This window comes from Geobacter grbiciae (genome assembly GCF_018531165.1).
In the GTDB taxonomy this organism is placed as follows: domain Bacteria; phylum Desulfobacterota; class Desulfuromonadia; order Geobacterales; family Geobacteraceae; genus Geobacter; species Geobacter metallireducens.
On the sequence record NZ_JAHDIW010000001.1, the window covers coordinates 205,127 to 231,534 of the forward strand.

A 26,408-nucleotide genomic window follows, 5' to 3' on the forward strand; every position below is an offset into this window, starting at 1 on the left:
CCTTGAGGAATCAGGAGATCAGCTTCTTGATCCCGTCGATAATCCGCGTCTCGTCGGCATCCTCTCCCATCACATCCATGCGCAAAAACTCCGGCTTTTCATCCAGGAGCCCCGACCCCTTCAGGTACCGCTCCACCTCGGTGGCCCCGCGGGAGCCGTAGGCGTTATGCTCGGCGATGGTGATCCCCACCCGGTTGGTGTAGGTGAGCATCCGCCGCAGTTCGGGAATGGTCTCCTCGCCGTTGGTGTCCCAGTCGTCGCCGTCGGTGCCGTGGAAGACATAGATGTTGTAATCCTTGGCAAGGCTCTCCTGCTCCACGATGTCGTTCACCATCTTGTAGGCCGCCGCCACCCTCGTTCCCCCGGCAACCCGGAGGTTGTAGTAGGTGTAGAAGTCGGGGACCTCCCGGGCGTCGTTGTCATGGAGGACGAATCGGGTCTCCACCTGCCTGGCGAACTGGTAGAGGAGCCAGCTGTAGATGAGCACGTGCTGGGAGCAGATCACCTCCGATGCCTTCCCCTCCATGGATCCGGAATAGTCACGGACGAAGAAGACGAGGGCCTGGGACTCGTACTCCAGTTCCCGGGAGAGGATCCGGAAGATTCGGTCCCGGGGGTCGATGAGGAGGCGGGTCGTGTCGATATTGGTCACATCATCGATGTTCCCCAGGGCGATGTTGGTCTCGATGACCCGCCTGAGGGTCTGCTTCTTTTCGAGGATCTGGCCGAAGCCCCGGTTGCGGTCGGTGAGGTCGTAGGTGTAGTGGGAGAGGGAACTCTTCTTCCCCTTTTCCTTCAGATTCGGCAGATTGAACCGCTCCGTCAGAATCCGCCCCAGGTCGTAGGCCGATGACTCCAGTTCATGCCCCTCGCCGCCACCGTGTCCCGCAGTGCCGCTTCCCGCCCCCTGCTCGGGGCGGACCGGCTGCTCGCCGAGGATATCCCCTTCCGCCTCGTCGCCGGTCCCCCCCATGGGTTCCTCCTCTTCGGGAGGAGTGGGGGCCCGGTCGTGCATGAACTTCTCTTCCACCGTGGTGGGGACCACCACGAACTTCTCCTGTTTCCCCTTACCCGGCTTGATGAGCTTGCCGATCCGGATCTTGCGCGGAAAGCCGTCCTCTTCCCGGAGCCGGTCCCGCTCCAGAAGTTCATCCAGGGAGCGAATCCGGGTGGTGTAGGACCCTTCAGGCCCGGGGGCAAGGGAGGAGATGTCCCATATTTTAAAGATTTTGGAGTCTTCGTTTTTCATGTTGGTTTCAGACCGTATAGAAACGTGGATTTTTCGCAAGGTCAAGGCGATCGAATGATTGCGCGGAGGCGTAACAGCGCTACGCCGCACAAGCAATTATGAAGATCAACGCAGAGATTGCGGAAAAGCCGCGTTTCTATCTAGATCTCGTCTTCCTGCGTGCAGAAGTACTCTATCGTCTTCTGGGCGCAGGTCCGGCAGTAGCCCAGCTTCTTCAGCATGGTGTCAACCATCCGGTCGTAGAGCTTCTGGTTCTCCTCGTTGGTCCGGTTGGCCAGGGCGCCGATGAGGCTCCCGGCACCGGCGATGTCGCTCTTGAGCCGCACATCGGTCACCGCCTTCACCAACTCCAGGTTGTCCATGAAGTCGTAGGTGGAATCCACCGATATCTTCTGGCCGTAGATCTTGCGAATGGAGGTGCGGAAGCTCTCCCGCTGCTCGTCGGTCTTGAGGCCAAGCCGGTCCTCCACGTTCTTCACGTAGCGCTCATCGATCTTCAGGGCCTTCAGCTCGCCGGTCTGGGGATCCTTGTACTTCCACATCCGGTCGGGGCCGAGACTCTCCGCGTCGATGCCGATGATCATGTTCACGTAGTTCATGACGTCCTTCTTGACGGCGTAAGGCTCGTCCATGTAGGCGTTGAACATCTCGGTCATGATCCGCTCGCGGTAGAGCCCCTTGGCTATCTTCAGGTCCTCCAGATACTTGGCCCGGTCGTTCTGGTCGGGGACATAGTCGAGAACGATCCGCTCCAGGGACTTGAACACGTCGTAGGCCACCATGCAGCGCCCCTCGTTGGTCTCCGAGCTCTCCACCAGGAGCTGGACGGCCCGCCCCAGGTTCCGCTGGCCGAGCCCCTTCTGGCCGAAACGCTTGGTGACGTCCTGTTCCTGGCTGAGTATATCCACCACCTCGGCCAGGGTTTTGAGGCTCTTCTCCCCGGCGATCTCCCCTGCCCCCAGCTTCATGGTCTCGATGGGTGTGAGCTTCTCGGAACGGGGGAGCCTTGTCAGCACCACCCCTACGCAGGCGGCGTAGTTCAGGTTCGGGTCCTGGTGGAGCTCTTCCCGGTTCAGGGTGGTCTTGGTCTCGCCGCCGATGGCGTAGGTGGTGAGCTGCTCCTGCATCCGGTAGTTGGTGTTGTGGGAGACGTAGCAGATACGGCACCGGTCGATGATGGGGGCCTCTTCCTTTTCGGAGAGGTAGCGGTTGAACTCGGCGTTGTTGCTGGTGGCGATGATGAGGGTGTCGATGGGCCAGCGGTAGCCGTCGATTTCGATCATCCGGTTCTGGATTACCCCGAGATACACCTGCACCAGGTCCTTCTTGTTCTTGTAGATCTCGTCGGAAAAATGGATGCCGCCGCCGGCCACCCGGGCCAGGGCGCCGCGGCGCAGGTCGAAGCGGTAGGGGTTGTTGATGTCGGTGATGTGGAGGAGCCGCTGGATCGACTCCTCCCCCAGGAGGTCCACGGCGCTGGAGGTGATCTTGTCCTTGGCTGCGTACTTGCCGGTGACGGTCCCCAGGGTCTCGGTAAGGGGAACCGGTATAACTTCGATGAACTTCAGCATCTCGTCGATGTTGCCGCCGGAGAAGTTCCTGATGTCGTTCAGGATGTAGCTGGAGCAGGCCCCCAGGGGACGATAGTTGTCGGAGAGGTGTTCAATCTCGCTGTCGCTAAAGCCGAACTCCCGCGCCAGGAATTCCGCCCCTTCGCTTCGGCTCTCGAAGAGGTTCATGGCAAGAACCATGGGGTCTTCGTAGGTCTGGGACTCAATGACGTCGATCTTACCGTAGCTCCCCAACTGTGCCATTCCGGTGTAGCGGAATGAATAGCGCCGGTTTTCGGGCTTCGAGAGGAACTCCCGGTAGCGTCCGCAGACGAACTCCACGAAGAAAGTCTTGCCGTTGCCCGGCTCCCCGACGAGTACAAAGGCCATTTCCTTGGAGGATCCCCCTTCGGCCGCATCCTTCACGAAGGAGACGAAGCTGTTGATCTCGTCGTACATGCCGACGGGATGCTTGCGGCCGGTGCGGAATATCCGGAAATCGTAGGTGGTGCGTCCGTTGACAACCACCTTGTCGACTCCCTGCTCCAGGATCATCCGGGTCACCCCCTGGAAGGCGTTCTCGAAGCGGCGTGTTCCCTCCTTGACCGCGGCGATATGTTCGCGCAGCGTCACGGTGCTGGTACCGTTCATCGTCTTCTCCCCTCCCTCGAAACGCGGGCAGGAAAAGCAGGCTCTTTACCTGCCCGATAAGTGTGGGCCGCGGGGCAACCCTTGGCGTTTATTAAGTATACACATTTTTGCGGGGAGCCAAGGACCCACCCAGCATTTTTTTATTCGTTAAATGGGTTGATATTTCAAAGGTTACCACTCAAAAACTCAATAGAAACAGGGCGGTAAAATCCTGGAAACAAAAAGAGGGGAAAGACCGAAGTCCTTCCCCTCTTTGGGTTCATCCAGAATGGGCTGGAATGATTTACATCATGCCGCCCATGCCACCCATGCCGCCCATGCCGCCGGGCATGGCAGGCAGCGCTGCTTCGTCTTTGGGCTTTTCGGCGATCATAGCCTCGGTGGTCAGCATAAGGCCGGCCACGGAAGCGGCATTCTGCAGAGCCGAGCGGGAAACCTTGGTCGGGTCGATGATGCCGGCCGCGATCATGTCCACGTACTCGTCATCGGCAGCGTTGAAGCCGAATGCGTCTTTGCCGTTCTTCACCTTGTCGACGACGATGGAGCCGTCAACGCCGGCGTTCTGGGCGATCTGGCGAATTGGCTCTTCAAGGGCGCGCTTGATGAGGGTAACGCCAAACTGCTGCTCAGCAGGGAGGCTGACCCCATCGAGGGCGGAGAGGGAACGGATGTAGGCAACGCCGCCGCCGGGGACGATCCCTTCGTCAACGGCCGCGCGGGTAGCGTGGAGGGCGTCCTCGACCCGTGCCTTCTTCTCTTTCATCTCGGTTTCGGTGGCGGCACCGACCTTGATGACGGCAACGCCGCCCACGAGCTTGGCCAGGCGCTCCTGGAGCTTCTCGCGGTCATAGTCGCTGCTGGTTTCTTCGATCTGGGCGCGAATCTGCTTCACGCGGCCCTGGATGTCGGCTTCGGAACCGTCGCCGTCAATGATGGTGGTGTTGTCCTTGTCGATGGTGATCCGCTTGGCAGTGCCGAGCATGTCGAAGGTGGCGTTCTCGAGCTTGAAGCCGAGCTCTTCGGAAATCACCTTGCCGCCGGTGAGAACGGCGATGTCTTCCAGCATGGCCTTGCGGCGGTCGCCGAAGCCCGGAGCCTTGACGGCGCAGATGTTGAGGACGCCGCGCAGCTTGTTGACAACCAGGGTGGCCAGGGCCTCGCCCTCGATGTCCTCGGCGATGATCAGCAGCGGACGGCCGCTCTTGGCGGTCTGCTCAAGGATCGGGAGCAGGTCCTTCATGTTGGAGATCTTCTTGTCGTGGATCAGGATGTTGGCGTTCTCGAGGGAAGCCTCCATGCGCTCCGGATCGGTCACGAAGTAGGGGGAGAGGTAGCCGCGGTCGAACTGCATCCCCTCGACGGTCTCAAGGCTGGTCTCCATGGCCTTGGCTTCCTCCACGGTGATGACCCCTTCCTTGCCGACTTTCTCCATGGCCTCGGCGATGATGCCGCCGATGGTCTTGTCGTTGTTGGCGGAGATGGTGCCGACCTGGGCGATCTCCTTGTGGTCCTTGATCGGCTTGGAGATCTTCTGGAGCTCGGCCACGATGGTCTCAACGGCGCTGTCGATGCCGCGCTTGATCTCCATGGGGTTGTGGCCGGCGGCCACCAGCTTGGAGCCCTGGCGGTAGATGGCCTGGGCGAGAACCGTGGCGGTGGTGGTGCCGTCGCCGGCAACGTCGGAGGTCTTGGAAGCGACTTCCTTCACAAGCTGGGCGCCCATGTTCTCGAACTTGTCCTCCAGCTCGATTTCCTTGGCGACGGTGACGCCGTCCTTGGTGATGAGCGGGGAACCGAACGACTTCTCGATGATGACGTTGCGTCCCTTGGGGCCGAGGGTCACCTTGACCGCGTCAGCAAGAGTATTGACACCTTTCAGGATGGCGTTGCGACCTTCCTGATCGAACTTGATAATCTTTGCCATGTTACTCGTTCCTCCCTATTTAATCTTCGTCTTCGTATGTTGTTATCTATGCTGTTTCATGGCACGGCCAAAGGCTCCGGATGGACCTTCGGCGAAGCCGGCCACTCTATTCGATGACGCCGAGGATGTCGTCTTCCCTCATAATCAGGAAGTCTTCGCCTTCGACCTTGATGTCGGTGCCGGCATATTTGCCGAAGAGCACCTTGTCGCCCACCTTCAGGTCGATGGGGATAACCTTGCCGTCTTCGGTCTTCTTGCCATTGCCGACGGCCACGATTTCGCCGCGCTGGGGCTTCTCCTTGGCGGTGTCGGGGATGAAGATCCCTCCGGCGGTAACTTGCTCCTCCTCGATTCTCTTCACGAGGATGCGGTCCTGCAACGGTCTGAGTTTCATCTGCTGCTTCTCCTTTCTTCCATGAGTATGCTCACGTGATTTCATCGAAAAAAATTAGCACTCGATACAGCTGAGTGCTAACGCGAAGTAACTATAGTCACCCCCCGGGCAAAAATCAAGGTCATTTGCAAAAAAAATTTCAGGGGGAAGAAGACACAGGGGGACGTGGCGGCGCCATGGCGGCAAGTACTTTCTGGGAAAGGTCGCGGGCAAGGTCCCGGGCAAGGCGGCCCCGCTCCCGGTCGATGGTGGAGCGGTCATGGTCGAAGAAGCTCTCCATGGGGACGAAGATCTCCACCGACGGAATGCTCTTGCCGGGCTCATGGATATAGACCCGGGCCTTGACCCGGATATTGGTGGAGCAGCACCCCGAGTCCTCCACATAACTCCAGATGTCGCCAGAGATGTAGTACTGGCGGGCGAGCCAGCCGGGATCCACCGCGCTCACCTCGTCCTTGAGGATGGCGAAGGAGCGGATCCCGGTCTCGCGCCGGCGGCCGTTGAGCTGGTCCACAAAATCGTTGAAGACCGTGGCGGAGAACTCCTCGGGTACCAGGGCGCCGCCAAAGGGGACCACATAGGCGGTTTCCACATCGGAGGCGGGGCGGAAGGAGGGGGAGACGCTGATCTGGGTTTTTGGTCCGCAGCCGGCCAGCACCATGAAAACGATGGCGAGAAGCGCCGTAAAGACAAGCGCGCGCGTCAATCTGCCGCAGAAGCTCACCATTTCCGCTTCGCCATCTCTTCCTGGTAGAATTTCTGGTAGAGGACCTCGTACTCCCGGCTCCCCGGCACCTTGGCCTGGGCGTAGGAGGCAAGCTTCCTGCGGACGGCGGCATCCACCTCGCCGGTCACCGCGAAGAAGGAGGAGATCGCCTCCTTGATGCACTGCAGCGAGCGCCGCTCATCGGGGAAATCGGCCAGGTCGTCCTTCCAGAGCCGGTCCTGGATCCGATGGGCCAGATGGGATATGCGGTCTTCGGAAATGCTCATGGTTTTGTGCTCCGTGCCGGCGGGCCAGGGTCAGATGACGATCCCCTTCTCCTTGGCCAGCCGCTCCTTGATCATCTTCAGCATCTTGTGCCGGTCGATGCCGACGCCCCCCCCCATGGAGCGCAGGGTCTGCTCCAGGAGGCGCTCGGCCTCCCGCGCCAGATCCTCTTCCCCCTTGGCATCGGAGGCAACGGCTTTTTTAATCCGGTCGAGGACGACCCCCCGCTCGGCCTTGAGGTTTATGAGCCCCGCGGCGATGAGCCGTTCCAGCACCTGCTCCGCGAGCCGGGCGATCTGCGCTTCCTTGAGCTTCATGGGTCCTCCCGATGCTCCGTCACGTCGTGGCCCGGTCATTGCGGCCGGGAAATCCATTCTACCCATTGCCGGCGAAAAAGCAAGGCACCGTTGACCCCCGTGTCCCCCTCTGGTATCGTTGCTCCGATGAGACGACTGCAATCTTGGAAAAGGAGGGGCGCGTGCTGATCGTCATGAACCACAAGGCTGGTCCGAAACAGATCGAGGCGGTTGTGAAGACGGTGGAAACCATGGGGCTTACGGCGGCGCCGATTCCGGGGAGCGAGCGGACCGCCATCGGGGTCCTCGGCAACAAGGGGTACGTGGACGACACCACCATCAGGGACCTCCCCGGCGTCCAGGAAGTGATCCACGTCTCCAAGCCCTACAAGCTCGTCTCCCGCGACTTCCATCCCCGCAACACCATCGTGAAGGTCTGTGGCGTCTCCATCGGCGAGGGGAAACGGCCGGTGGTGGTGGCCGGCCCCTGCGCGGTGGAAGGGGAGGAGCAGATCCTGAAGACCGCCCGGGCCGTCAAGAAGGCTGGGGCGGATCTTCTCCGTGGAGGGGCGTTCAAGCCCCGCACCGGCCCCCATACCTTCCAGGGAATGCGGGAAGAGGGTCTGAAGCTCCTGGCCAAGGCCCGGGAGGCAACAGGACTTCCCATCGTCACCGAAGTCATGAGTCCCGACACGGTGGGGCTCGTGGCGGAATACGCCGACCTCCTCCAGGTGGGTGCCCGCAACATGCAGAATTTCGAGCTCCTCAAGGAGCTTGGCCGCATCCAGAAGCCGGTCCTGCTCAAGCGGGGCATGAGCGCAACCATCGAAGAATTCCTGGCCGCCGCCGAATACATCCTGGCCGAGGGGAACCCCCACGTGATCCTCTGCGAGCGGGGGATCAGGACCTTTGAGACCGCCACCCGCAACACCCTGGACCTGGCGGTGGTTCCCCTCATCCGGGAGATGTCCCACCTGCCGGTCATGGTGGACCCTTCCCACGCCACGGGAAAGCGGAGCCTCGTGGCCCCCATGGCCAAGGCGGCACTGGTGGCCGGAGCCCACGGCGTCCTGATTGAAGTCCATCCGGAGCCGGACAAGGCCCTCTCCGACGGTCCCCAATCCCTGACCTTCCACGGCTTTGATCTGCTCATGGAGGAAATCAGGCGCCTGAACGCATTCCTCGGGGTCGACGACGGTGGAGAAAAAGCCCCTTGATTTATCCGGGAGAGGAGGCTAAACTAGCTACAAATATTAGAATTCTCTCTGCCATGCGCGTCAGGCTGATATGCCCCAGCGGAACATTTACGTAAGACGGGGGTTCTTTCTACCGTGGTGTGCTGCCCCATCATGTGGGATTTGCCTGAAGCGGTACAGAGCCTGCCACCTGTAAGGAACTCGCTGTGAGGCCCTTACAAGCCAACGGCATGGTGGAGGGATTATCAAAAGAGGGGGAGCGCATCAAGCGTTCCCCCTCTTTTTGTGCCGAAACTTTTTCAGTAGGCCGAGTGTTGGTTGTGCTCCCTCAGGATTGCCGTAAAGAGGGGATTATGGTCCGACCGTGAAACGGAGAGGGCCATCTCAACCTCAGTTATCCTCCCCCTGATGTCCCGTATTTTCCGGGAAGTCGTCTCACCAACCAATCCCCCCGTCCCGTCGCGCAGGTATGCCGCGATCCCCTCCCGCACCCCGTCGCCGTCGGCCAGGAAGGTGTAGATCGATGCCCCGAGGAGTTCCCCTTTGGGCAGCCCGAAGAGGTCCTCGGCGCGGCGATTGGTGATGATGAGCTTGCCGTCGGCCAGGAAGGTGACAATGGCCGACTGGGCCATCTCCAGGACATTGCGGTAGCGGTCCTCGGACTCTAGCCGTTGGCGGGTCTTGAGGTCCAACTCCTCCATCATGCCGTTGAAGGCGGCCACGAGTTCGCCGATCTCGTCCCGGGAGCGCTGGGGAATCCGGTCGCCGAAACTGCCGGTGGCAGCGACATGGGTGATGGAGGCGGAAACCTGCCGGAGCGGGTCAATGATGGCGCGCCGGACAAGGAATCCCATCACGAAAATGATGAGACAGAAGGTGAGCCCCCGGGTGGCCAGATCGAGTCTGAAGTCGGTCCCGGCCTCGCGGTAGAGGTCGGCCAGGGGGATCGAGACCGACACGGCGCCGATCACCTCGCCGACCTGGTAGTTGTAGGAGAAATGCCCCTTGGGGAAGCGGGCCCGGACAAAGGGTGGCGCATCCTCGTAGCGGCCGTGGCATTCGAGGCAGCTCTTCTCCGCCACCATCGAGAGCATGTAGCGAAAACTCTGCTCCTTGTCGGTCCGGACGATGCGGTAGGTTTCCGTGCTCTTCTTTGCCGCGAAGAGCTTGAGCATCTCTTCCTCGTACGGATCGGGGCGGTTGTCGGGGTTGCGGTACCGGAGCGAAACCTGCCGCACATAGTAGTCGCTCCCCCTGGTCAGCCGCTTGGCCACGTTGGTGGCCACCACCTGGGGAACCAGGTTGTAGTTCTCGTTGGGCTCCCCCTTTACCACGCTGGAGATGTAGTCACGGGTCTCGATGATCTGCCGGGCAATGCTCCGGGCGTTGTCCACGGCGATCCGGTCGATGAGCGCCCTTTCCCGATGGTAGACGAAGAAGGCCGCCGCCAGAAAGACGAAAACCAGAAGGAGCGACAGAATGATGTTGAACTTCGTGCTGATCTTCAGGTTGGCAAACCAGGACATGCGTGCCTCCGGCCATTAACATTGCTTCAAGTATACCCGTCCGGCCGCCCTCGACAAGGAGGGTCACCAGACATAGTTCTTCGCGATCTCCCGCTTGTCGTGGCCATGGAGGATGTGGAGGACCCGCAGCCCCTTGAGCTTCACCGGCGACAGGGAGCCGAGGGGGATGTAGACGATCTTCTTCCCCATGCGGGCCGCCAGCTGGCGGAACATGCTCCGGGGGGGACGGGGCGCCGCGTAGACCACGTGCTTCTCGGGGGAGTAGTCCAGGGCCGCCAGGAGGAGCACCTCGGCTTTCGAGCGGGCAAAGGCGTAGTCCGGGTCGTGCCAGACGTCCATCATGCGCCGGGGAGGGTAGGAGAGGAGGAAGCCGCCGTACTCGCAGCGGCAGATGCCGGGGCCCACGATGTTGTCGGCCGGGGAGGTGGCGTAGAAGGCCATGTCCGACTCCTGATCGTGCTCCCCGAGCCAGGTCATCCGGTAGGGGAACCTGCGGTTGTCCCGGTCCTCGTCGAAGATCACCACCACCCCGCCGACGCCCCCCGTGGCCCGCTGGTTCTCCCGCACGTAGATCCGGCCGTCGGCCAGATTGCGCAGGGTCTCCCGCATGTCGATCCCGTCCAGGAGCGAGGCGGTGAAGGGCTCGGTGCGGGAGAGCTCCTCGGAGAGCTGCATGGCCCCCTTCCTCTTCAGGAACCGGCCGTAGTCCTCGATCACCACGTCCTCCGGCGGGTAGGAGCAGATGGCGGGATTGTCGAACCCCTCCAGCCACTCGCCGGGGCGCTTCTCCTTCTTCCGCTTCAGAAATCCCAGGTGCGACAGCCCCTTCTGCCGCTTCTGCCGGGGGCGGAAGCGGATACGGCGAGCGCCACCCCAGATCTCCTCGGGAGAGATGGCGAGGGTGGGAAGGTCGGCGTCGGTCCGCTGCCAAGGGTAGTGGGTGGCCAGACGCCAGAAAGCATAGGCGAAGTTGTCGTCGATGCAGCCGCGGGCCGCGGCCAGAAGCTGGAAGAGATCGGGGAGGAGCATGCCGCCGGTCAAGGCGTAGTTGCGGGCAAAGCGAAAGAAGGCCCGCTTCTGCCAGAGGTGGAGCGGCTCGCCAGTCTCCTGCCGGTAGTGGCGTGCCGCCTCTTTGAAAAGATGGTATATGATCCGCTGCCGGTCCGGAAACTCCCCCTCCCGCCCCGTGTGGCGGGCGCTCCGGTCGATGGCATGACGCAGGAGCTCCTCCTCGGGAATCTCCCGCTTCCCCCCCTCGATCAGTTCCAATACGCTATACCGTTTGCGCAGCGTGGCACTGCCGTCTCCAGGCTCCGGTGGCAGAGTGTCCCGACGCAGCTCGTACACTGCCGAGAGGAAAGGAAACTCCCCGAGGATCTCCCGGCAGGAATCGGGGTGGAGATTGAAGAGGGCCACGTTCTCGCGCCGGACCCGTTCCAGGGGCGCGGCCTGGGGGCGGCCGAACTCCTCCTTCACCCGCTCCAGGTGGAACATCCCGCAGATGAAGAGGATGCGGCCGTGCTCTTGGGAAAGCTCCTGGAGCCGGAAGGCCATCCCCTGCTCCCGCCGCCGGTCCTCGGGACCGTGGGAGAGCGCCGCGCACCCCTTGCGATACTCCTCGTAGTAGGGGGTGAGGCCAAGCCGGTGGATGGCGTAGGGGTCGGGGAGCGCTTCGTGGTGGAGGGGATAGGAATCGGTATCCACGTCGATCAGTGCCACGGGGATCTCCAGCTCCCGGCCGAGCCGTGCCCCCTCCACCAGGGGATCCGCCGGCTCCACGAGGAGGTAGACCGTCTCCTCCCCTTTCTTCTTCCCCCTGGTGCCGTAGCGGAGGACCGACATCTCCGGCAGCCGGGCCACTCCGCGCAGGAAGGGGGCCTCCAGGGTCGGCGGCAGCTCCAGGGCGATGCAGTCGGGCTTCACCCGGTGCACCGCCTCCCGCACGAGGTGCGCGAACTCCATCCGGTAGTGGAGGACGGGGAGGGCGTGAACCGGGCCGAACTGTTCCAGGTGGAGGCGGTGGGGCATGGCTTACGCCAGATACCGCAGCGCCTCGTCCCCCAGCACCCGCTCCACGGCAAGGGGGAGGAGCTCGGCGGCGGCGCGTTCGGTGGCGGCCATCATCTTGAGGGCATAGCGGGCGATGTTGATGCCGTCGCGGACCGAGTAGAGCTCGTCGGCGGCGTGGGCCCGCTGGAGGAAATCCACCACGTATTTCAGGATTCGAGACGGAGCGAAGGGGAGGTTCTCCTTGAGGATCATGAGCTCCTCGTCGGCCTCGGGGAAGTCGATGAAGATCTGGGGCTGGAGCCGGGAGTGGATGTACTCGGGGACCTCGAAGGTGGAGGCGTCCTCGTTCATGGTGACCACGATCCGGAAATCCCGGTGGGCCGGGACCCTCAGCCCCGTGATGATGGACTCCACGTAGCGCCGGTCGTCCAGGAGCGGCGCCAGGGAGGCCCAGGCCTTCTCGCTCATGCGGTTCCCCTCGTCGAGGATGAGAATCCCTCCCTTCACCATGGCGGAAACGAGGGACGAGGCGGCGTACTGGATCTTCCCGTCGGGGCCGATGACCGGGGTGATGATGAGGTCCTCGGGGCGGGTGTCCATGGTGGCCTGGAAGAGGTAGACCGGGCGCCCAAGGCGCCGTGCCGCGGCGTAGGCGAGGGTGGTCTTCCCCACCCCCGGCTTGCCGATGAGGCGGGGGTTGAAGGGGATGTCCCGGTCGTCGATGACCATCCATGCCGCCAGGAGCTGCTGGAGGAGCTCATCCTGGCCGACCCATTTCAGGGGAAGCTGGACCGGTCCGGCCAGGGAGAGGGAGATTCCGTCGATGGTTGTCTGTTCCATAGCAGTTCACCTGTCGATAACGTACATCATGGCGAGTTTCGCCCGGTTGTCCAGGCATTGGGGACAGAGGGTGCCGGCGTCGTTCCAGAGTTCGGCCGCCAGCCATTCGCCTGCCTCCTCGTAGGGGGTGCGCTCCTCTCCGGGGGTGAACTCCCCCCCGCAGACGGCGCAGGTTTTCGTCCCGTTTTCCATGCCGCTCACGTCCCTGCCTTCCGCACCAGGTCTGCCAGGCAGTCGATGAACGCCGGGGAGCTGTTCAGGGACGGAGAGCGGCGGAACTTGGCGTATCCCAGCCGGTGGGCCAGCATGGCGTACTCGATGTCGATCTCGTGGAGGGTCTCGATGTGATCCGACACGAAGGAGAGGGGGACCATGAGGAGGTTCTTCACCTGGTGGGCCGCCAGGTGCTCCAGCATCTCCTCGGTGGAGGGCTCCAGCCACTTGACCGGCCCGGCCCGGGACTGGAAGGCCAGGTGGTAGGTGACCCCCTCGAACCGCTCCATGACGAGCCGCACCGTCTCCTCGATATGGGAGAGGTAGGGGTCACCTTCGTCGATAAAGGACTGGGGAAGGGAATGGGCCGAAAAGAGGATCTGCACCTCGGCCAGGGGGTGGAAGTCGTCGAGCCCTTCCTTTATTTTCTCGGCCAGGGCCTCGATGTAGCGGGGATGGTCAAAGAAGCGATCCACGTAGGTGACGTCAAAGGTGGCGCCCGATTGGGCCAGGACCCGCTTCAGCTCGTTCACGCTGGAGCCGGTGGTGGCCCGGGAGTAGTGGGGATAGAGGGAGAGGGCGATGACCCGCGTGATTCCCTCCCGCCGGATGGCGGCCAGGGCCTCCACCGTGGTGGGCTTCCAGTAGCGCATGGCGGTGAAGCAGCGGTACCCGTCCCCCAGAACCTCCTCCAGGGCCTTTGCCTGGGCCTCGGTCAGTTCCCGGATGGGGGACTTGCCGCCGATCTCCTCGTACTTTCGCTCCACGGGCCTGGCCCGCTTTTTGGCGATGAGCCGGGCGATGAAGGGCTGCAGGAAGGCGGGGCCAATCCGGATGATGTCCCGGTCGGTGAAGAGGTTGACGAGGAAGGACTCCACGGCGTTCAGGGAGTCGGGCCCCCCCATCTGAAGGAGGAGGACGGCGGTTTTTTCTGTCATGATCGCCTCGCTGAAGGGATATGCGGCTTCCCTTCCAGATACCCCATTACCCGGAGGCGGTCAAGGCGGAAGAGATGATTTTGCCCCGAGGAGAGAATATTAGGCACGGATAATGTATTATTGAAGCTTCAGGGAAGACGTTCCCACGCGCCGGAAAGAGAGGGACTCCATGGCTATCAGGCTGGCCCTTGCCCGCAAGTTTCTTGTGGCCGTCGGCATCACGGTCTTCGTGACAATCGGCATCCTTTTCTTCTTCATGTACGAGCAGGCAAAAAAGGCCATCTACGACCACGTGGACCGCCAAAGCACGGCACTGCTCCAGCAGGTGGTCATCACCCGGGCCTGGATCTCGGAGCATGAGGGGATCTACATCCGCCAGGCCCCCGGGGTGGAGCCGAACCCCTACCTGCCCGGTTCCGGCATCACCGACAAGGAGGGACGGGACTACGTCTTCCACAACCCGGCCCTGGCCATCCGTAAGCTCTCCGAATACGCCCAACGCAAAGGGCTCTACCGCTTCCACCTCTCAAGCCTCAAGCCCTTGAACCCCGCAAACAAGCCGGCCCCCTTCGAGGCCGAGGCACTGCGGCAGTTCGAGCGGCGCGGCTTCACCGCCAGCCGCGACGGCATCGCCGGCATCGTGCGGGACGGCGACCATGCCGCCTACCAGCGGATCATCCCCCTGGTGGTGGAGAAGTCATGCCTCACCTGTCACCTGCAGCAGGGATACAAGGTGGGCGAGGTGCGGGGGGGGCTGAGCGTCGCCCTGCCGCTCCAGGATGCGGAGCGTCAGATCGTCAAGGCCCGCATCCTCTTTGCCCTGGCCGGCGCCGGCATCATGGCCATGGTGATGGGAACCCTCTACTACCTCCTGCGCCGGATGGTCCTGGCGCCGGTGGCCCACCTCCACGGTATTGCCGGCAGCCTCAGCGCCGGCAACTACACGGCCCGGGCCACCCTCACCACGGGGGACGAACTGGAGAACCTCGGCACCGCCTTCAACACCATGACCGACCAGATCATCAGCGGCTACCAATCGGGCCTCAAGACCCTGGCGGCGGCGGTGGAGGCCCGGGACTCCTACACCCGGGGCCACATCGACCGGGTGGCCCGCTACGCCCTCGGCATCGCCCGGGAGATGGGGCTCCCGCCGGAAACCGTCTCCCGGGTGGAGATGGCAGCCATTCTCCACGACATCGGCAAGATCGGCATTCCCGACGCCATTCTCCGCAAGGAGAGCTCCCTCACCCCGGAGGAATTAGAGATCATGCAGGCCCACTCCCTCAAGAGGATGGAGATCATCTCCACCTCCGATTTCTTTTCCTCGGTCATGAACGCCATCCTCTATCACCACGAATTCTACGACGGCACCGGCTACCCCAGCGGCCTCAAGGGGGAGGAGATTCCCCTGGTGGCGCGGATCATCACCGTGGCCGACTCCTTCGACGCCATGACCACCGACCGCCCCTACCGCCGGGGGATGCCCCAGGAAACGGCCCTGGCGGAGATCGAGCGGTGGAAGGGGAGCCAGTTCGATCCCCAGGTGGTGGATGCGTTTTTGCGAGGGATGAAGCGGGGGGGCTTTGTCGCGAAGAGAGGGACGGAGAAGGCGTGAAGACAGGATGCGGGCCTGGAATGCTTATTCATGGACAGGCTCTCAGTAGTGGGGGGGCGGCTCCTCATCCTCCGGCTTTCGCACCAGGGACGGGGCCACGGCCAGAGCCTGCTCCCGGAGCCCCTTCAGCTCCGCCTCCAGCCGGTCGATGGTCTGCTGCTGGCGGTAGACCACGTCGTTCAGCTCCTGGACGGTGCGTGACAGGTGGGTAACGTGGATCTCCAGGTCGGTGATGCGATCATTCATGGGGGCCTCTTTCCTAACGGTGAAAAGAAAAAGGGAGCCACCTTCGCTCCCTTTTCCGGTTCATCTCTTCGCTGCGCCTACTTCTGTGACAGCCGGTGCACGCATTCGACCATGTGGATGGCGTTCTCCGGCGGCACCGTGGGGAGGATGCCGTGCCCCAGGTTGAAGATGTGGCCGGGGCGGCCGGCGTTCTCGTCGAGAACCCGCTGCACCTCCCGCTCGATGACCTCCTTGGGGGCGTAGAGGACCGTGGGGTCCAGGTTCCCCTGGACAGCCATGTTCGGGCCAAGCACGTCCCGGGCTTTCCCCAGGTTCACGTGCCAGTCGAGCCCCATGACGTCGCCGCCGGCCTTCTGCACCGTCTCCAGCATGGTGCCGGCCCCCTTGACGAAGTGGATCACCGGGGTGTTCTGGCGGTTCAGGCCATTGATGAGCTTCCGGGTGTAGGGGAGGACAAATTTCTCGTAATCGGTGGGGGAGAGGACCCCGCCCCAGGTGTCAAAGATCTGGATCGCCTGGGCCCCGGCCCGGATCTGGGCGTTCAGGTACTCCATGTCCATCATGGTCACCTTCTCCATGAGGGCGGCGTAAACCTCGGGGGCGGCGTACATCATCCGCTTGATGGTGGCCCAATCCTTGGAACCCTTCCCCTCCACCATGTAGCAGGCCAGGGTGAACGGTGCCCCGCCGAAGCCGATGAGGGGCACCCGGCCCGCCAGTTCCTTGCGGAGGATCTTGATGGTGTCGAGGACGTAGGGGACATCCTCCTCGGGGTTGGGGATCCGGAGCCGCTCCACGTCGGCCATGGTCCGGACCGGGGTCTCGAAGACCGGGCCGGGGACGAAATCGAGCTTGAGCCCCATGGGCTCCACCGGCGTCAGGATGTCGGAGAAAAGGATCGCCGCGTCGACCCCCAGGATATCCACCGGCTGGATGCTCACCTCGGCGGCCAGTTCCGGGGTCTTGCAGAGCTCCAGGAAGGTGCACTTGGAGCGCACCGCCCTGTATTCGGGGAGATAGCGCCCCGCCTGCCGCATGAGCCACACGGGGGTACGGTCAACGGGCTTCCCCCAGCAGGCGTCGAGAAAACGATTATTCATTGAAAATCCTCCCCAGAGAAATTTTGTATTGGATTTTGAGCAAAAAAAACAGGAACGTGAGATTTGCGTCAGATTGGTGCACCCGCAGAAGCTCCCGCGGAGGCGTAGCAGCGCTACGCCGCACAAGGAGAGATTCGAGGACGGCGCCAAGATGGCGCAAAGATCGCGTTCCTCCCTACGCCTTCTTTTGAAGGCGTATAGGGACGTAATTGCAGAACGGCTCTTCCGCCATGTAATCCCCATGCACCGCGTCGGCCCTCGCCCGGCAGCCGCCGCAGACGTTGATGAACTCGCACTCGCCGCACTTCCCCTTGTAGGCCTTGAAGTTGCGCAGGTCCTTGAAGATCTCGGAGTTCTCCCAGATCTCCCGGAAGGGGGTCTCCTTCACGTTGCCGGCGGTGCGGTGGAAGTAGGAGCAGGGTTTCACGTTGCCGAAGCAGTCGATGAGGCAGATGGTCTGGGCCGCGATGCATCCCTTGCCGCCGCCGGTGGAGAAGGTCAGCGACCGGCGCTCGAACTTCACCCCCTCCTCCTTGGCCCGCATGGGGACCATCCGGTAGTAGTGGGGGGCGCAGGTGGGGCGCATGAGGATCTCGTCCTCCAGCTTCTCCTGCTGGTAGTGCCACTCCAGAATCTCCTCGTAGTCCTCCTTGGTGATGAGCTCGTTCATGATCTCCTCGCCGCGCCCCGTGGGGACGATCATGAACATGTACCAGGCAGTGGCTCCCAGGCTCTTGGCCAGCTTGAAGGTGCTGGCGATGTCGTGCTGGTTGCGCTTCGTGAAGGAGGAGTTGATGAGGAATTTCTGGCCGTTGCGCCGAAATATCTCAGCGGCCCGCACCACCCCGTCGAAGGCGCCGGGGCACTGGCGGAAGTCGTCGTGGACCGCGGCCGTGGAGCCGTCCAGGGAGAGGGAGACCATCTTGATGTCGGCCTTCCGCATCTTCTGGCAGATCTCGTCGGTGACCAGGGCGCCGTTGGTGGCCATGCACATGCGCAGCCCCAGGGAGGTGCCATACTCGGCCAGCTCGAAGATGTCCTTGCGCATGAGGGGCTCGCCGCCGGAGAGGACGATCACCGGTTTGGAGAAGTCAGCGATCTCCTTCAGGAGCTTCTTTCCCTCCTCGGTGGTGAAATCCCCCTCGGAAGAGGTCAGGTCAGAGGAACAGCGGCAGTGGACGCACTTGAGGTTGCACTTCTGGGTGGTTTCCCAGGCAACCCATTTGGGTATGAATTCTTCAGCCATGGGTTCTCCGTTCGTATGTCAATCTCATAAATCCTACTATGAATAACGCCGGCAGCACAAGAAGTTTAGCTCCGCGCAGATAGAGGCTACTCCGCCATCTTCCGGTTGAAGATGGCCACCGTGGCGGCAAAGGCGACCAGGGCGGTCACGGCGAGGATGCCGATGAGCCCTCCGTCGAAGGCACCCGCCAGGAGCGCCCGGCGCGACCCCTCGAAGAGGGCCGTGGTGGGGATCGCCATGACGGCGGTTCTCATGGTCTCGGGATAGGAAGAGACGGGGAAGAAGACCCCGGAGAGGAAGATGAGAGGCATGATGACCACTGCCTGGACCTTGCCGATGGTCTCGGGCTTGTCCATAAGGGTGCCGCAGACGGTGCCGGCGCAGGAGAAGACCATGGAGCCGAGGACGATGAAACCAAGGTATCCAGCCAGGTGGGCCGGGTTGAACCGGACCCCGGTCAGGAGGAAGATGACGGCGGCCACCGCCACCCCCTTGATGGCCCCCTGGCTGAAGCCGGAGATGATCTTCCCGATGACGATGTCGTAGACCGTGATGGGGGTGACCCGGTAGGCCTCGATGGTCCGCTGCACCTTGCGGTGGAACCACATGCTCCAGGCGCTCTCGTCGAAGGCGGCGGAGACGGCGGTCATGGTGATGAGCCCCGGCGCCATGAAGACCGTGTAGGGAACCCCCTCCACGTCGGCGATGTAGCCGCGCAAACCAAAACCGAAGGCCAGGTAGAAGGTGAGGGGAGAGGCCACCACCGCCACCAGCTCCGAGAAGAGGCTGCGGCGGAGGACAAGCATGTCCCGCTTCCAGATGGAGAAGGCACCTTTGAACACTATTCCCGCACCTCTTTCCCTGTCAGCTCGATGAACACATCCTCCAGGGTCGGCTCCCGGAGACAGATCGTGCGGATGTCGTCGGTGCCGATGGCGTCCATGAGGGGCTTGAGGCTTTCCTCGCCGGCCAGGGAGAGGCGAAAGAGGTCGCCGGTCCGCTGGAGGGAGCGGACAAAGGGGAAGCCTGCCAGGATCGCTTCGTAGCGGTCGGCGTTGGCCCGGAACCGGAGCTCGTAGCAGTGGGCGTGGGCCATCCGCTCCTTGAGCCGGGCCGCGCTCCCGTCCACGAGCATCCGGCCGTGGTCCATGATGACGATCCGGTCGCAGAGGGCGTCGGCCTCGTCCATGTAGTGGGTGGTGAGAAAGATGGTCATGGAATCCTTAAGGGAGTCCACATAGTTCCAGACTGCCCGGCGGGACTGGGGGTCGAGACCGGTGGTGGGCTCGTCGAGAAAGAGGACCCGGGGGCGGTGGACCAGGGCCCGGGCCACCACGAGGCGCCGCTGCATGCCGCCGGAAAAGGTGTCGGGAAAGTCGTTGCGCCGCCCCGTAAGCCCCACCAGATCCAGGAGCTCGTCCACCCGCTTGTTCGTCTCGGCGACCCCCATGCCGTGGAGCCGGGCCTGCATCACCAGGTTCTCCCGGGCGGTCAGGTAGCGGTCCAGGTTGTTGTCCTGGGGGACCACGCCGATGAGGCGTCGCACCTCCTTCCCCTGCTGCCTCACGTCGAACCCCTCCACCAGGGCCGTGCCGGCGTCGGGGCGAAGGAGGGTGGTGAGGATCCGGATAATGGTGGTTTTCCCGGCGCCGTTGGGGCCGAGCAGGGCGAAGATGGTTCCCCGCGCCACCTCCAGGGAGAAGGAATCCACGGCCGTGAGGGAGCCGAAGCGCTTGGTGAGGCTATGAAGGGAGAGAGCCGCTGTCATGGGGCCTACCGTCTCCCTTCGCGGGGCGGGATGACACAGGTGTTGTCCATGGGGAAGAGGAGGGAGAAGACGCTTCCCGAGCCGTTTTCCCCGGGCCCCACCCAGACCATGCCGCCGTGGGCGTCCATGATCCCCTTGACGATGGAGAGGCCGAGCCCTGACCCCTTGGACATGAAGCCGGTCTTGCCGGAGGAGTGGTAGGCGAGGTCGCCGACGCCGTAGAATTTCTCGAAGATCCGCACCCGCTCCTCGGGGGGGATGCCGATTCCCGTGTCGGCGATGTCGAGGCGATAGAAGGCAGGGTGCCCCTCGATGTTGGAGGGGAACTCCCGGTAGAAGCAGCGGAGCGAATCGGCCTGGGGGAGGAGGTCGTCCAGGGAGGTGAGCTCGCCGCTGATGGTGATCCTTCCCCCGTCGGCGGTGAACTTGATGGCGTTCTCCAGGAGGTTTCGGGTCACGAGTCGGCAGAACCCCTCGTCGGCCGGGATGCTGCAGGTGTCCTCGGCGATGGAGAGCTCAATATCCCGCTCCGACAGGGGAAGAAGCAGGGTATGGCGCACCTCCCGGCAGAGATTGAGGAGGTTCACCATCCGCTTGGTGACGGCGAATCCCTTGGTCTCAATGCGGGAGATGGAGAGGAGATCGTCCACGATCCCCCGCAGCTGGGTCACCCCCTCGTAGACCGACTCCATCATCTCCTTCTGCTCCGGGGTCATCTCCAGGCCGCTGTAGTGGAAGAGAAACTGGAGCCCACCGATGATGGAGGTAAGCGGGGTCTTCAGCTCGTGGGAGGCCATGCCGATGAAGGTGTTCTTGGCGGCGTTCAGGCGCCCCAGCTCCATGTTGGCCCGCTTCATCTCCTCCAGATTCTCCCTGAGGGCCTGGCGGCTCCGGAGAAGCTCCAGGGTGGCCAGCTCCTTCTCTTCCTCCATCTTTTTCCGCTTGGTGACGTCCTTGATGACGTAGACGAAGCCGTGTTCGTTTTCGGTAGGGTGCATGGGAAAGCAGGAGGCCTTGTACCATCCCGTGAGTTTGGGAAAGCGGACATCGCCGTTATCGGCCTTCAGATCGGTGCACTGATCGAAAATGCTCTCCCCGGCGTCGGGGCTGCCGTAGAAAAGCTCGGTGATGTTCCTCCCCAGGATGTCGCTGTAGGTGGCGTTGAAGGCCTCGATGACCCGGTTGTTGCAGCGGATGACCGTGCTGTAGAGGTCGGTGAGAAGGACCAGGTCCGACACGGCGTCGAAAGCCGCCTCCCACTCCATCTTCCCCTGGCGGATGGCCCGCTCGGCCCGGCGCCGGATGCGCCGCTCGGCAGCCTCCCGCAGCTCCCGCTCGATGGCAGGAATGAGCCGCGACAGGTTCCCCTTCATGAAGTAGTCGTTGGCGCCGGCCCGCATGGCGTCCACGAGCATATCCTCGGCGATCTTGCCGGAGACGATGATGAAGGGGAGGTCGAGACCACTCTCCTTGAGGGTTTCCAAGGCCTGGGGAGCCGAAAACCGGGGCATCCGGTAGTCGGAAATGACCATGTCCCATTCCCGGGAAGCGAGGGCCTTTTTCATGGCGGAGCGGGTCTGCACCCGCTCGCACTCCACCGTGTATCCCCCCCGTTCCAGCTCCCGCAGGAGCAGAAAGGCATCCTCCTCGGAGTCCTCCGCCAGCAGTATCCTCAGGTGCATATCGTCCATCGCTTATCCTTCTTCGCTCTCCGCAAGGCGGTAAGATTCTCCCAGGGTGAAATAAAAGGTGGCGCCTACGCCGATTGTCCCTTCGGCCCAGGCCCGCCCGCCGTGCCGTTCCACCACCCGGCGCACCGTGGCGAGCCCGATGCCGGTTCCCTCGAACTCGTCCATGGCGTGAAGCCGCTGGAAGGGGGTGAAAAGCTTGCCCACGTAGGTCATGTCGAAGCCGACCCCGTTATCCCGCACGAAGTAGACCCGTCCCTCCTCCCCCTCGACTGCCCCGAACTCGATGGCGGTGCGGGGATTCTTCCCCGTGTATTTCCAGGCGTTACCCAGGAGGTTTTCCAGCACGACCCGCAGGAGGACGGGATCTCCCAGGGCGCTGACCCCCCCGGCAATGGTGAAGGTAACCTCACGCTCCGGGTCTGTCTGCTTCAGTTCCAAGGCTATGGTCCGAGCCAGGTTACTGAAATCGACGGGGCGCCGTTGCAGTTCGCTGCGGCTCACGGAGGCCAGCTGGAGGAGATCGTCGATGAGCTGCCCCATCCGGTTGGCAGCGGCGCAGATCCGGGTAAGGTATCCCTTTCCCTCCTGATTGAGCTGGTCGCCGCAGTCTTCCAGGAGCACCCGACTGAACCCGTCGATGTGGCGTAGCGGCGCCCGCAGGTCGTGGGAAACGGAATAGCTGAATGACTCCATCTCACGGTTGGTCTGCTCCAGTTCCGCGGTCCGTTGCCGCACCCGCTGCTCCAACTCGGCGTTGAGGAGCCGGTAGTTTTCCTCGCTCTCCCGCAGCTCATGCTGGTTTCGCTCGGACTCGTCCAGCTGCTGGCGGAGCTCCTCCTCCACCATGCAGAGCTCCTCGTTGCGCTCCCGCAAAAGCTCCTCCCGACGCGTCACTTCTTCGACAAAGCGCCGGACCACCACATGAAGGAGGAGGGCGGTGACCGCCACAAAGAGCCATCCCTTTGCCGTCGCCAGGTTGGTGATGAGGTCGGGATCCCGCACGGCAACCCCGAGGAGCCGGTCGGACAGGAGGACCCAGAGCCCTGCACAGACGGCATAGTAGGCCGCGATCCTGAGGGGCATGGTGTGGTACGGCAGCTTCATGGGCGAGGTTCTCCCGGTCAGTGGTCAGTCGGTCCCCAGCGGAAAGAGCATCCGGAAGGTGCTCCCCCTGTCAGGCTCGCTCTCAGCCCAGATGAAGCCGCGGTGGGCATCCATGACCTTGCGGCAGAAGGCGAGCCCGAGCCCGGTGCCGCTCGACTTCCCCATCTTGCGGTTGCGGGCCTGGACAAAGCGGTCGAAGATGGTGACGAGGGAATCGGCCGGAACCCCGGCCCCCGTGTCGCTCACCGAAACGAGCAGGTATTGTCCCTCCCGGGGGAGACTCTCGGTCGGGTAGGCGCCGGGGGTAATCCCCTGTGCGGCCGCCGCGACGTTCTCCGGCAACTCCGCCCGTACCTCGATGCCGCCATCAGTGGTGAACTTCAGCGCATTGGAGAGGAGGTTGCCGAGGAGCCGCCCGAATTGCTTCCGGTCCACCAGGAAGGTGACAGGAGCGCCGGGGAGGGAGAGGGTGAGTTCGAGCCCGCTGTGGCGGGCCACCGGCTCGAACCTGCCAACGGTCCGCTGCAGGAGCGGCCCGAGCTCTTCTTCCACAAGGGTCGTCACCATCCGCCCCGCCTCGAAGCGATGCACATCCAGCAGTGTGTCGATCATGTCCACCATCTCGGCGCAGCTCTCCACGGCGGCGTCCAGGTACATACTCTGTTCCGGATTCACCGGACCGAGCCGCCCCTCCTTCACCAGGTCGATGGAGCCGATGATGGCAGTGATGGGGGTCTTCAGGTCGTGGGAGAGCATGCTGACGAAATCCTCCCGCTCCTGTTCCAGGGCCTTGAGGGCCGAGATGTCGCGAATGATCTCCACGCTCCCGATCATCTCGCCGGCGGCGTTCGCCAGGGGGGCGGCGCTGGAGAGGACCGGCACGACCCGCCCCGGCAGGCGGAGGTCGTAGGCCACGTCGAGGCACGGCTCTCCCGTGGCGAGCACCACGCGGCAGGGGAGCCGGTCGGCCGGGATGGCGGCGGAGAGGAGCTCCTCCACGGGGCGGGCATGGACCGCGGCCGCATCAACCCCGAAAAGTTCCGCGGCAGTGCGGTTGATGCTCATGACGAGTCCCTGGCGGTCCACGGCCACAAGAGCTTCTGCCATCCCCTGGAGAATCGCCTCCATCTTCCGGCGCTCTTCCTCCACCTCCCGCTGGAGCCGCTCGTTCTCGAGCCGGGTCCGGTTGTACTCGATGGCCCGCTCCACCCGCTTCTTCATATCGTCGGAGGAGAAGGGCTTGGAAATATAGTCCACCGCCCCCTTCTTCATGGCCTCAACGGCGATGTCCTCGCTGCCGTGGGCAGTCATCATCACCACCACCAGCTCGGGCCACTCCTGCCGGATCCGCTCCAGCACCTCAATGCCATCCAGGCGGGGCATGCGGATATCCAGGAGAATCAGGTCATAGTGTTCCCGGGCCAGCATCTCCAGGGCTTCCAGGCCATCCCGGGCCCGGGTGGTGCGGTAGCCGGCGTCCTCCAGTTGAAGCTTGAGGATGAGGGCGATATCCGCTTCGTCGTCGACGATGAGGATTTTGAGGTTATTCATGATTGTTCCTCATAGACGGGAACCGTGAAGGTGAAAACGTTCCCCCCCCCGGTCCCTTCGTTGTAGAAGATCCTGCCGTGGTGATGTTCGACGATTTCCTTGCAAATGGCAAGCCCAAGGCCCGTCCCGCCGTGCTGACGGCGGTCCGAATTGTCGAGCAGCTGAAATTTCTTGAAGAGTTTCCCCCGATCCGACCACAGGATCTCCCGGCCCCGATCACCCACGGATATGGCCACGTAGTTTGCGGTCCTCTCCGCCGTCACCACCACCCGTTCCCCCCGGGGTGAAAACTTGATCGCGTTGGAGAGGAGGTTAGTGAGAACCTGCACGAGACGGTCCTGGTCCCCATAGATGGGGGGGAGATCCTGGCCGCAGCGGTTCTCGACGGCAACGTCGTGCTCCAGGGCGTACCCTGCCAACTCCTCGATGGAGTGGGTGACCAGGGCCCGCACCTCCTGGGGCTCCGGCACGAACTCCAGCCGTCCCGATTCGATCCGGGCAATGTCGAGGATATCGTTCACGAGCCGGATCAGCCGGTCGGTGTTGCGGAGGCAGACCGAGAGAAGCTCCCCCTCCATCCCGCCGAACCCTTTCCCCCGGTCGTGGATGTACTGGAGCGACCCCTTGATGGAGGTGAGGGGTGTTTTGAGCTCATGGGACACCGTGGAGATGAACTCGGTCTTCACCCGATCCACATCCTCTTCCCCAGTCACATCGCGCACCGACATGACGACGCCGGCCAGGGCTCCCCCCTGGTCGCAGAACGGTGAAAGGCTGATCGTGAGTTTCTTCCCCTTCATGGACATCTCCACGTCCCGGCGGGGGGTCAGGTCATCGGTTTCTTTCATGGTGCGGACGTAATCGGCGAGGGCACAGAACTCTCCGCCGGCACAGAGTTCCTCCAGGGTATGCCCCATTACCCGGGGGGGAACCATCTCGAAGATCCGCTGGGCAGCGGGGTTAAAGAGGATGACTTTCCCCTCCCGGTCGGTGACCGCGATTCCTTCGGCCATGCCGGTGAGAATCGCCTCAAGACGCCCCATCTCCATCTGCAGGGCTGTTGTCCGTTCGCTCACGTTCTCTTCGAGGTGTTCATTCATCTCCTGGAGCTTGCGGTTCAGCTCCGCCTGTTCGCGGGCCGTGGCCCGGATGGTCCGGTCCCGCTCCTCCAGGCTTCGGGCCATGCGGTTGAACGCTTCTCCCAACTCTCCAACTTCGTCGGCGGTGGTTACCTCCACCCGCTGCCGCAGGTCCCCATTCTCGATCTGCCGCACCCCGCCGGCAAGGGCGTTCAGGGGCATGGTCAGCCGGCGGGCCACGTGAAAGGCCGTCAGAAACGTGAGGACGATGCCGATGACGGCGGAAACCAGGATGTTCCTCAGGCTGTCGCCGATGATTCCCTTGAAGTCGTCCCGGGACAGGGCCACGTAGAGGGAACCCACGTAGTCTCCGCGGCTATTGGTGAGGGGTGAGATAGCGGTCTTGTAGGCCGTTCCCCCTATGGTGACGTCGCCTCCGAACGACTGCCCCCGCTCCAGCTTGTCGAGGATATCGGGAGCGATGGCTGCGGGGTAGGGGAAGGCAGGATTGACGCCGGCCGGGGCAAGCCTATTGCCACGGATGACGGCCACAACCACCTGCTTGCCGAAAATCTCCTGAGTCCCGGCCGGCTGCTTCACGTCCCGGTCGATGACTTCCCCGGCCACGATGGCACCCAGGGCCTCCCCCCCCTCGGCCAGTACCGGGACGACGACGGTTATCATCATGACGCTCCCGTCTCTGTAGGGAGGACGGGAGCAGAAGTCGCGGACCCCGGCGCTGCAGAGGAAACGGTCGCTCACCAACTCGGTTGCGGAAACGGGCCGTTTTTCCCGCAGCGCCCGTTCCACGATGGGAGCCAGTTCGCGGACATTCTCCGGCACCGACTCGCCATCGCCGGCGATGACCTTCAGCTGCGGGTCCACAAAGAGGAACGGCTCAGCGAAGGGGAGGCTGGTCTTCCAGCGCCGCGCCGTCTCCTGGAGCCAGACCCTGTCCATCCGCCTGACCCGCTCCTGCACCGTCTGCGCGGAGGCGGGGAGGAGGAGGGCGTACTTCAGGTGCTCTGCCCGGGAGAAGTACTGGTCTTTGGCGTAGCGGAGGTTCTCGGCAAGTTCCTTGGCCAGGTTGTCTTCAAGGGAGGTGTTGATGCTGGTGACGGTTGTCTGGATAAGGATGGCGTAGGAGATGAAGAGAATGAGGAGGGTAGCCAGAAAAAGCTTGTTCCTGATCGTGAGGCGCAGGTTCATGGCATACCCTCCGACGGGTGT

The 26,408-nt window shown here is 63.0% G+C and carries 21 protein-coding genes, 1 other RNA gene and 1 pseudogene; 3 read left to right on the forward strand and 20 right to left on the reverse strand.

Going from position 1 to position 26,408, the window contains the following annotated elements; translation table 11 throughout:
• Positions 1–10: 10 nt before the first annotated feature.
• The 6 genes and pseudogenes from KJB29_RS00920 to KJB29_RS19785 form a co-directional block, all read right to left on the reverse strand.
• Entirely contained in the window at positions 11–1,339 is a 1,329-nt protein-coding gene (locus KJB29_RS00920) for a DUF444 family protein (RefSeq protein ID WP_215732952.1), read from the reverse strand.
• Positions 1,340–1,389: 50 nt separating this feature from the next.
• A complete protein-coding gene (locus KJB29_RS00925) occupies positions 1,390–3,450 on the reverse strand; it encodes a serine protein kinase PrkA (RefSeq protein ID WP_215732953.1) in 2,061 nt (686 codons plus the stop codon).
• A 283-nt stretch (positions 3,451–3,733) separates the two neighbouring features.
• Positions 3,734–5,374 carry a chaperonin GroEL gene (gene groL / locus KJB29_RS00930; RefSeq protein ID WP_215732954.1) on the reverse strand — a complete coding sequence of 547 codons (1,641 nt, stop codon included), beginning with the start codon at positions 5,372–5,374 and terminating at the stop codon, positions 3,734–3,736.
• Between the two features lie 106 nt (positions 5,375–5,480).
• Positions 5,481–5,768 carry a co-chaperone GroES gene (gene groES / locus KJB29_RS00935; RefSeq protein WP_004513794.1) on the reverse strand — a complete coding sequence of 96 codons (288 nt, stop codon included), beginning with the start codon at positions 5,766–5,768 and terminating at the stop codon, positions 5,481–5,483.
• Between the two features lie 139 nt (positions 5,769–5,907).
• Positions 5,908–6,474 (reverse strand): hypothetical protein, encoded by a 567-nt coding sequence (locus tag KJB29_RS00940; RefSeq protein ID WP_246560091.1) that lies wholly within the window; start codon positions 6,472–6,474, stop codon positions 5,908–5,910.
• A gap of 14 nt (positions 6,475–6,488) precedes the next feature.
• Positions 6,489–7,142, reverse strand: a pseudogene (locus KJB29_RS19785) (DUF507 family protein).
• Between the two features lie 95 nt (positions 7,143–7,237).
• Here KJB29_RS19785 and aroF point away from each other — a divergent pair.
• Both aroF and ssrS read left to right on the forward strand, forming a co-directional pair.
• A complete protein-coding gene (gene aroF, locus KJB29_RS00955; protein ID WP_215732958.1) occupies positions 7,238–8,272 on the forward strand; it encodes a 3-deoxy-7-phosphoheptulonate synthase in 1,035 nt (344 codons plus the stop codon).
• A gap of 42 nt (positions 8,273–8,314) precedes the next feature.
• Positions 8,315–8,495, forward strand: a non-coding RNA gene (gene ssrS, locus KJB29_RS00960) — 6S RNA.
• A 55-nt stretch (positions 8,496–8,550) separates the two neighbouring features.
• Here the strand turns inward: ssrS and KJB29_RS00965 are convergent.
• The 5 genes from KJB29_RS00965 to hemH all read right to left on the reverse strand — a co-directional run bounded on the left by KJB29_RS00965 (position 8,551) and on the right by hemH (position 13,778).
• The gene (locus KJB29_RS00965) at positions 8,551–9,777 is read right to left on the reverse strand and encodes a Tll0287-like domain-containing protein (RefSeq protein WP_215732959.1); all 1,227 of its coding nucleotides are present in this window, start codon (positions 9,775–9,777) and stop codon (positions 8,551–8,553) included.
• 63 nt (positions 9,778–9,840) lie between these two features.
• The gene (locus KJB29_RS00970; protein WP_215732960.1) at positions 9,841–11,805 is read right to left on the reverse strand and encodes a TraB/GumN family protein; all 1,965 of its coding nucleotides are present in this window, start codon (positions 11,803–11,805) and stop codon (positions 9,841–9,843) included.
• Between the two features lie 3 nt (positions 11,806–11,808).
• The gene (locus KJB29_RS00975) at positions 11,809–12,627 is read right to left on the reverse strand and encodes an AAA family ATPase (RefSeq protein ID WP_215732961.1); all 819 of its coding nucleotides are present in this window, start codon (positions 12,625–12,627) and stop codon (positions 11,809–11,811) included.
• A 6-nt stretch (positions 12,628–12,633) separates the two neighbouring features.
• On the reverse strand, positions 12,634–12,819 hold the full coding sequence (locus tag KJB29_RS00980; protein ID WP_215733370.1) for a hypothetical protein: 186 nt from the start codon (positions 12,817–12,819) through the stop codon (positions 12,634–12,636).
• A gap of 5 nt (positions 12,820–12,824) precedes the next feature.
• Entirely contained in the window at positions 12,825–13,778 is a 954-nt protein-coding gene (hemH, locus tag KJB29_RS00985) for a ferrochelatase (RefSeq protein ID WP_215732962.1), read from the reverse strand.
• A 169-nt stretch (positions 13,779–13,947) separates the two neighbouring features.
• On the opposite strand from hemH, the gene KJB29_RS00990 reads away from it, so the two are divergent.
• Positions 13,948–15,393, forward strand: coding sequence for an HD domain-containing phosphohydrolase (locus KJB29_RS00990; RefSeq protein ID WP_215732963.1), 1,446 nt, complete (start codon positions 13,948–13,950; stop codon positions 15,391–15,393).
• Between the two features lie 42 nt (positions 15,394–15,435).
• Here the strand turns inward: KJB29_RS00990 and KJB29_RS00995 are convergent, their stop codons facing one another.
• From KJB29_RS00995 to KJB29_RS01035, 9 genes are all read right to left on the reverse strand, one after another.
• The gene (locus tag KJB29_RS00995; protein ID WP_215732964.1) at positions 15,436–15,639 is read right to left on the reverse strand and encodes a SlyX family protein; all 204 of its coding nucleotides are present in this window, start codon (positions 15,637–15,639) and stop codon (positions 15,436–15,438) included.
• Positions 15,640–15,716: 77 nt separating this feature from the next.
• Entirely contained in the window at positions 15,717–16,739 is a 1,023-nt protein-coding gene (gene hemE / locus KJB29_RS01000) for a uroporphyrinogen decarboxylase (RefSeq protein WP_215732965.1), read from the reverse strand.
• A 175-nt stretch (positions 16,740–16,914) separates the two neighbouring features.
• Positions 16,915–17,985 carry a radical SAM/SPASM domain-containing protein gene (locus KJB29_RS01005; RefSeq protein WP_215732966.1) on the reverse strand — a complete coding sequence of 357 codons (1,071 nt, stop codon included), beginning with the start codon at positions 17,983–17,985 and terminating at the stop codon, positions 16,915–16,917.
• 86 nt (positions 17,986–18,071) lie between these two features.
• The gene (locus tag KJB29_RS01010) at positions 18,072–18,827 is read right to left on the reverse strand and encodes an ABC transporter permease (RefSeq protein ID WP_215732967.1); all 756 of its coding nucleotides are present in this window, start codon (positions 18,825–18,827) and stop codon (positions 18,072–18,074) included.
• Positions 18,827–19,753 carry an ABC transporter ATP-binding protein gene (locus KJB29_RS01015; RefSeq protein WP_215732968.1) on the reverse strand — a complete coding sequence of 309 codons (927 nt, stop codon included), beginning with the start codon at positions 19,751–19,753 and terminating at the stop codon, positions 18,827–18,829. Before KJB29_RS01015 ends, KJB29_RS01010 begins: the two co-directional genes overlap by 1 nt.
• Positions 19,754–19,758: 5 nt before the next feature.
• Entirely contained in the window at positions 19,759–21,444 is a 1,686-nt protein-coding gene (locus tag KJB29_RS01020; protein ID WP_215732969.1) for a sensor histidine kinase, read from the reverse strand.
• A 3-nt stretch (positions 21,445–21,447) separates the two neighbouring features.
• Entirely contained in the window at positions 21,448–22,548 is a 1,101-nt protein-coding gene (locus KJB29_RS01025; protein WP_215732970.1) for a sensor histidine kinase, read from the reverse strand.
• A 24-nt stretch (positions 22,549–22,572) separates the two neighbouring features.
• Positions 22,573–24,099: an ATP-binding response regulator gene (locus tag KJB29_RS01030; protein ID WP_215732971.1), complete on the reverse strand. Its 1,527-nt coding sequence runs from the start codon at positions 24,097–24,099 to the stop codon at positions 22,573–22,575.
• The gene (locus KJB29_RS01035) at positions 24,096–26,387 is read right to left on the reverse strand and encodes an ATP-binding protein (RefSeq protein WP_215732972.1); all 2,292 of its coding nucleotides are present in this window, start codon (positions 26,385–26,387) and stop codon (positions 24,096–24,098) included. The genes KJB29_RS01030 and KJB29_RS01035 overlap by 4 nt, the downstream gene beginning before the upstream one ends.
• Between the last annotated feature and the right edge of the window lie 21 nt (positions 26,388–26,408).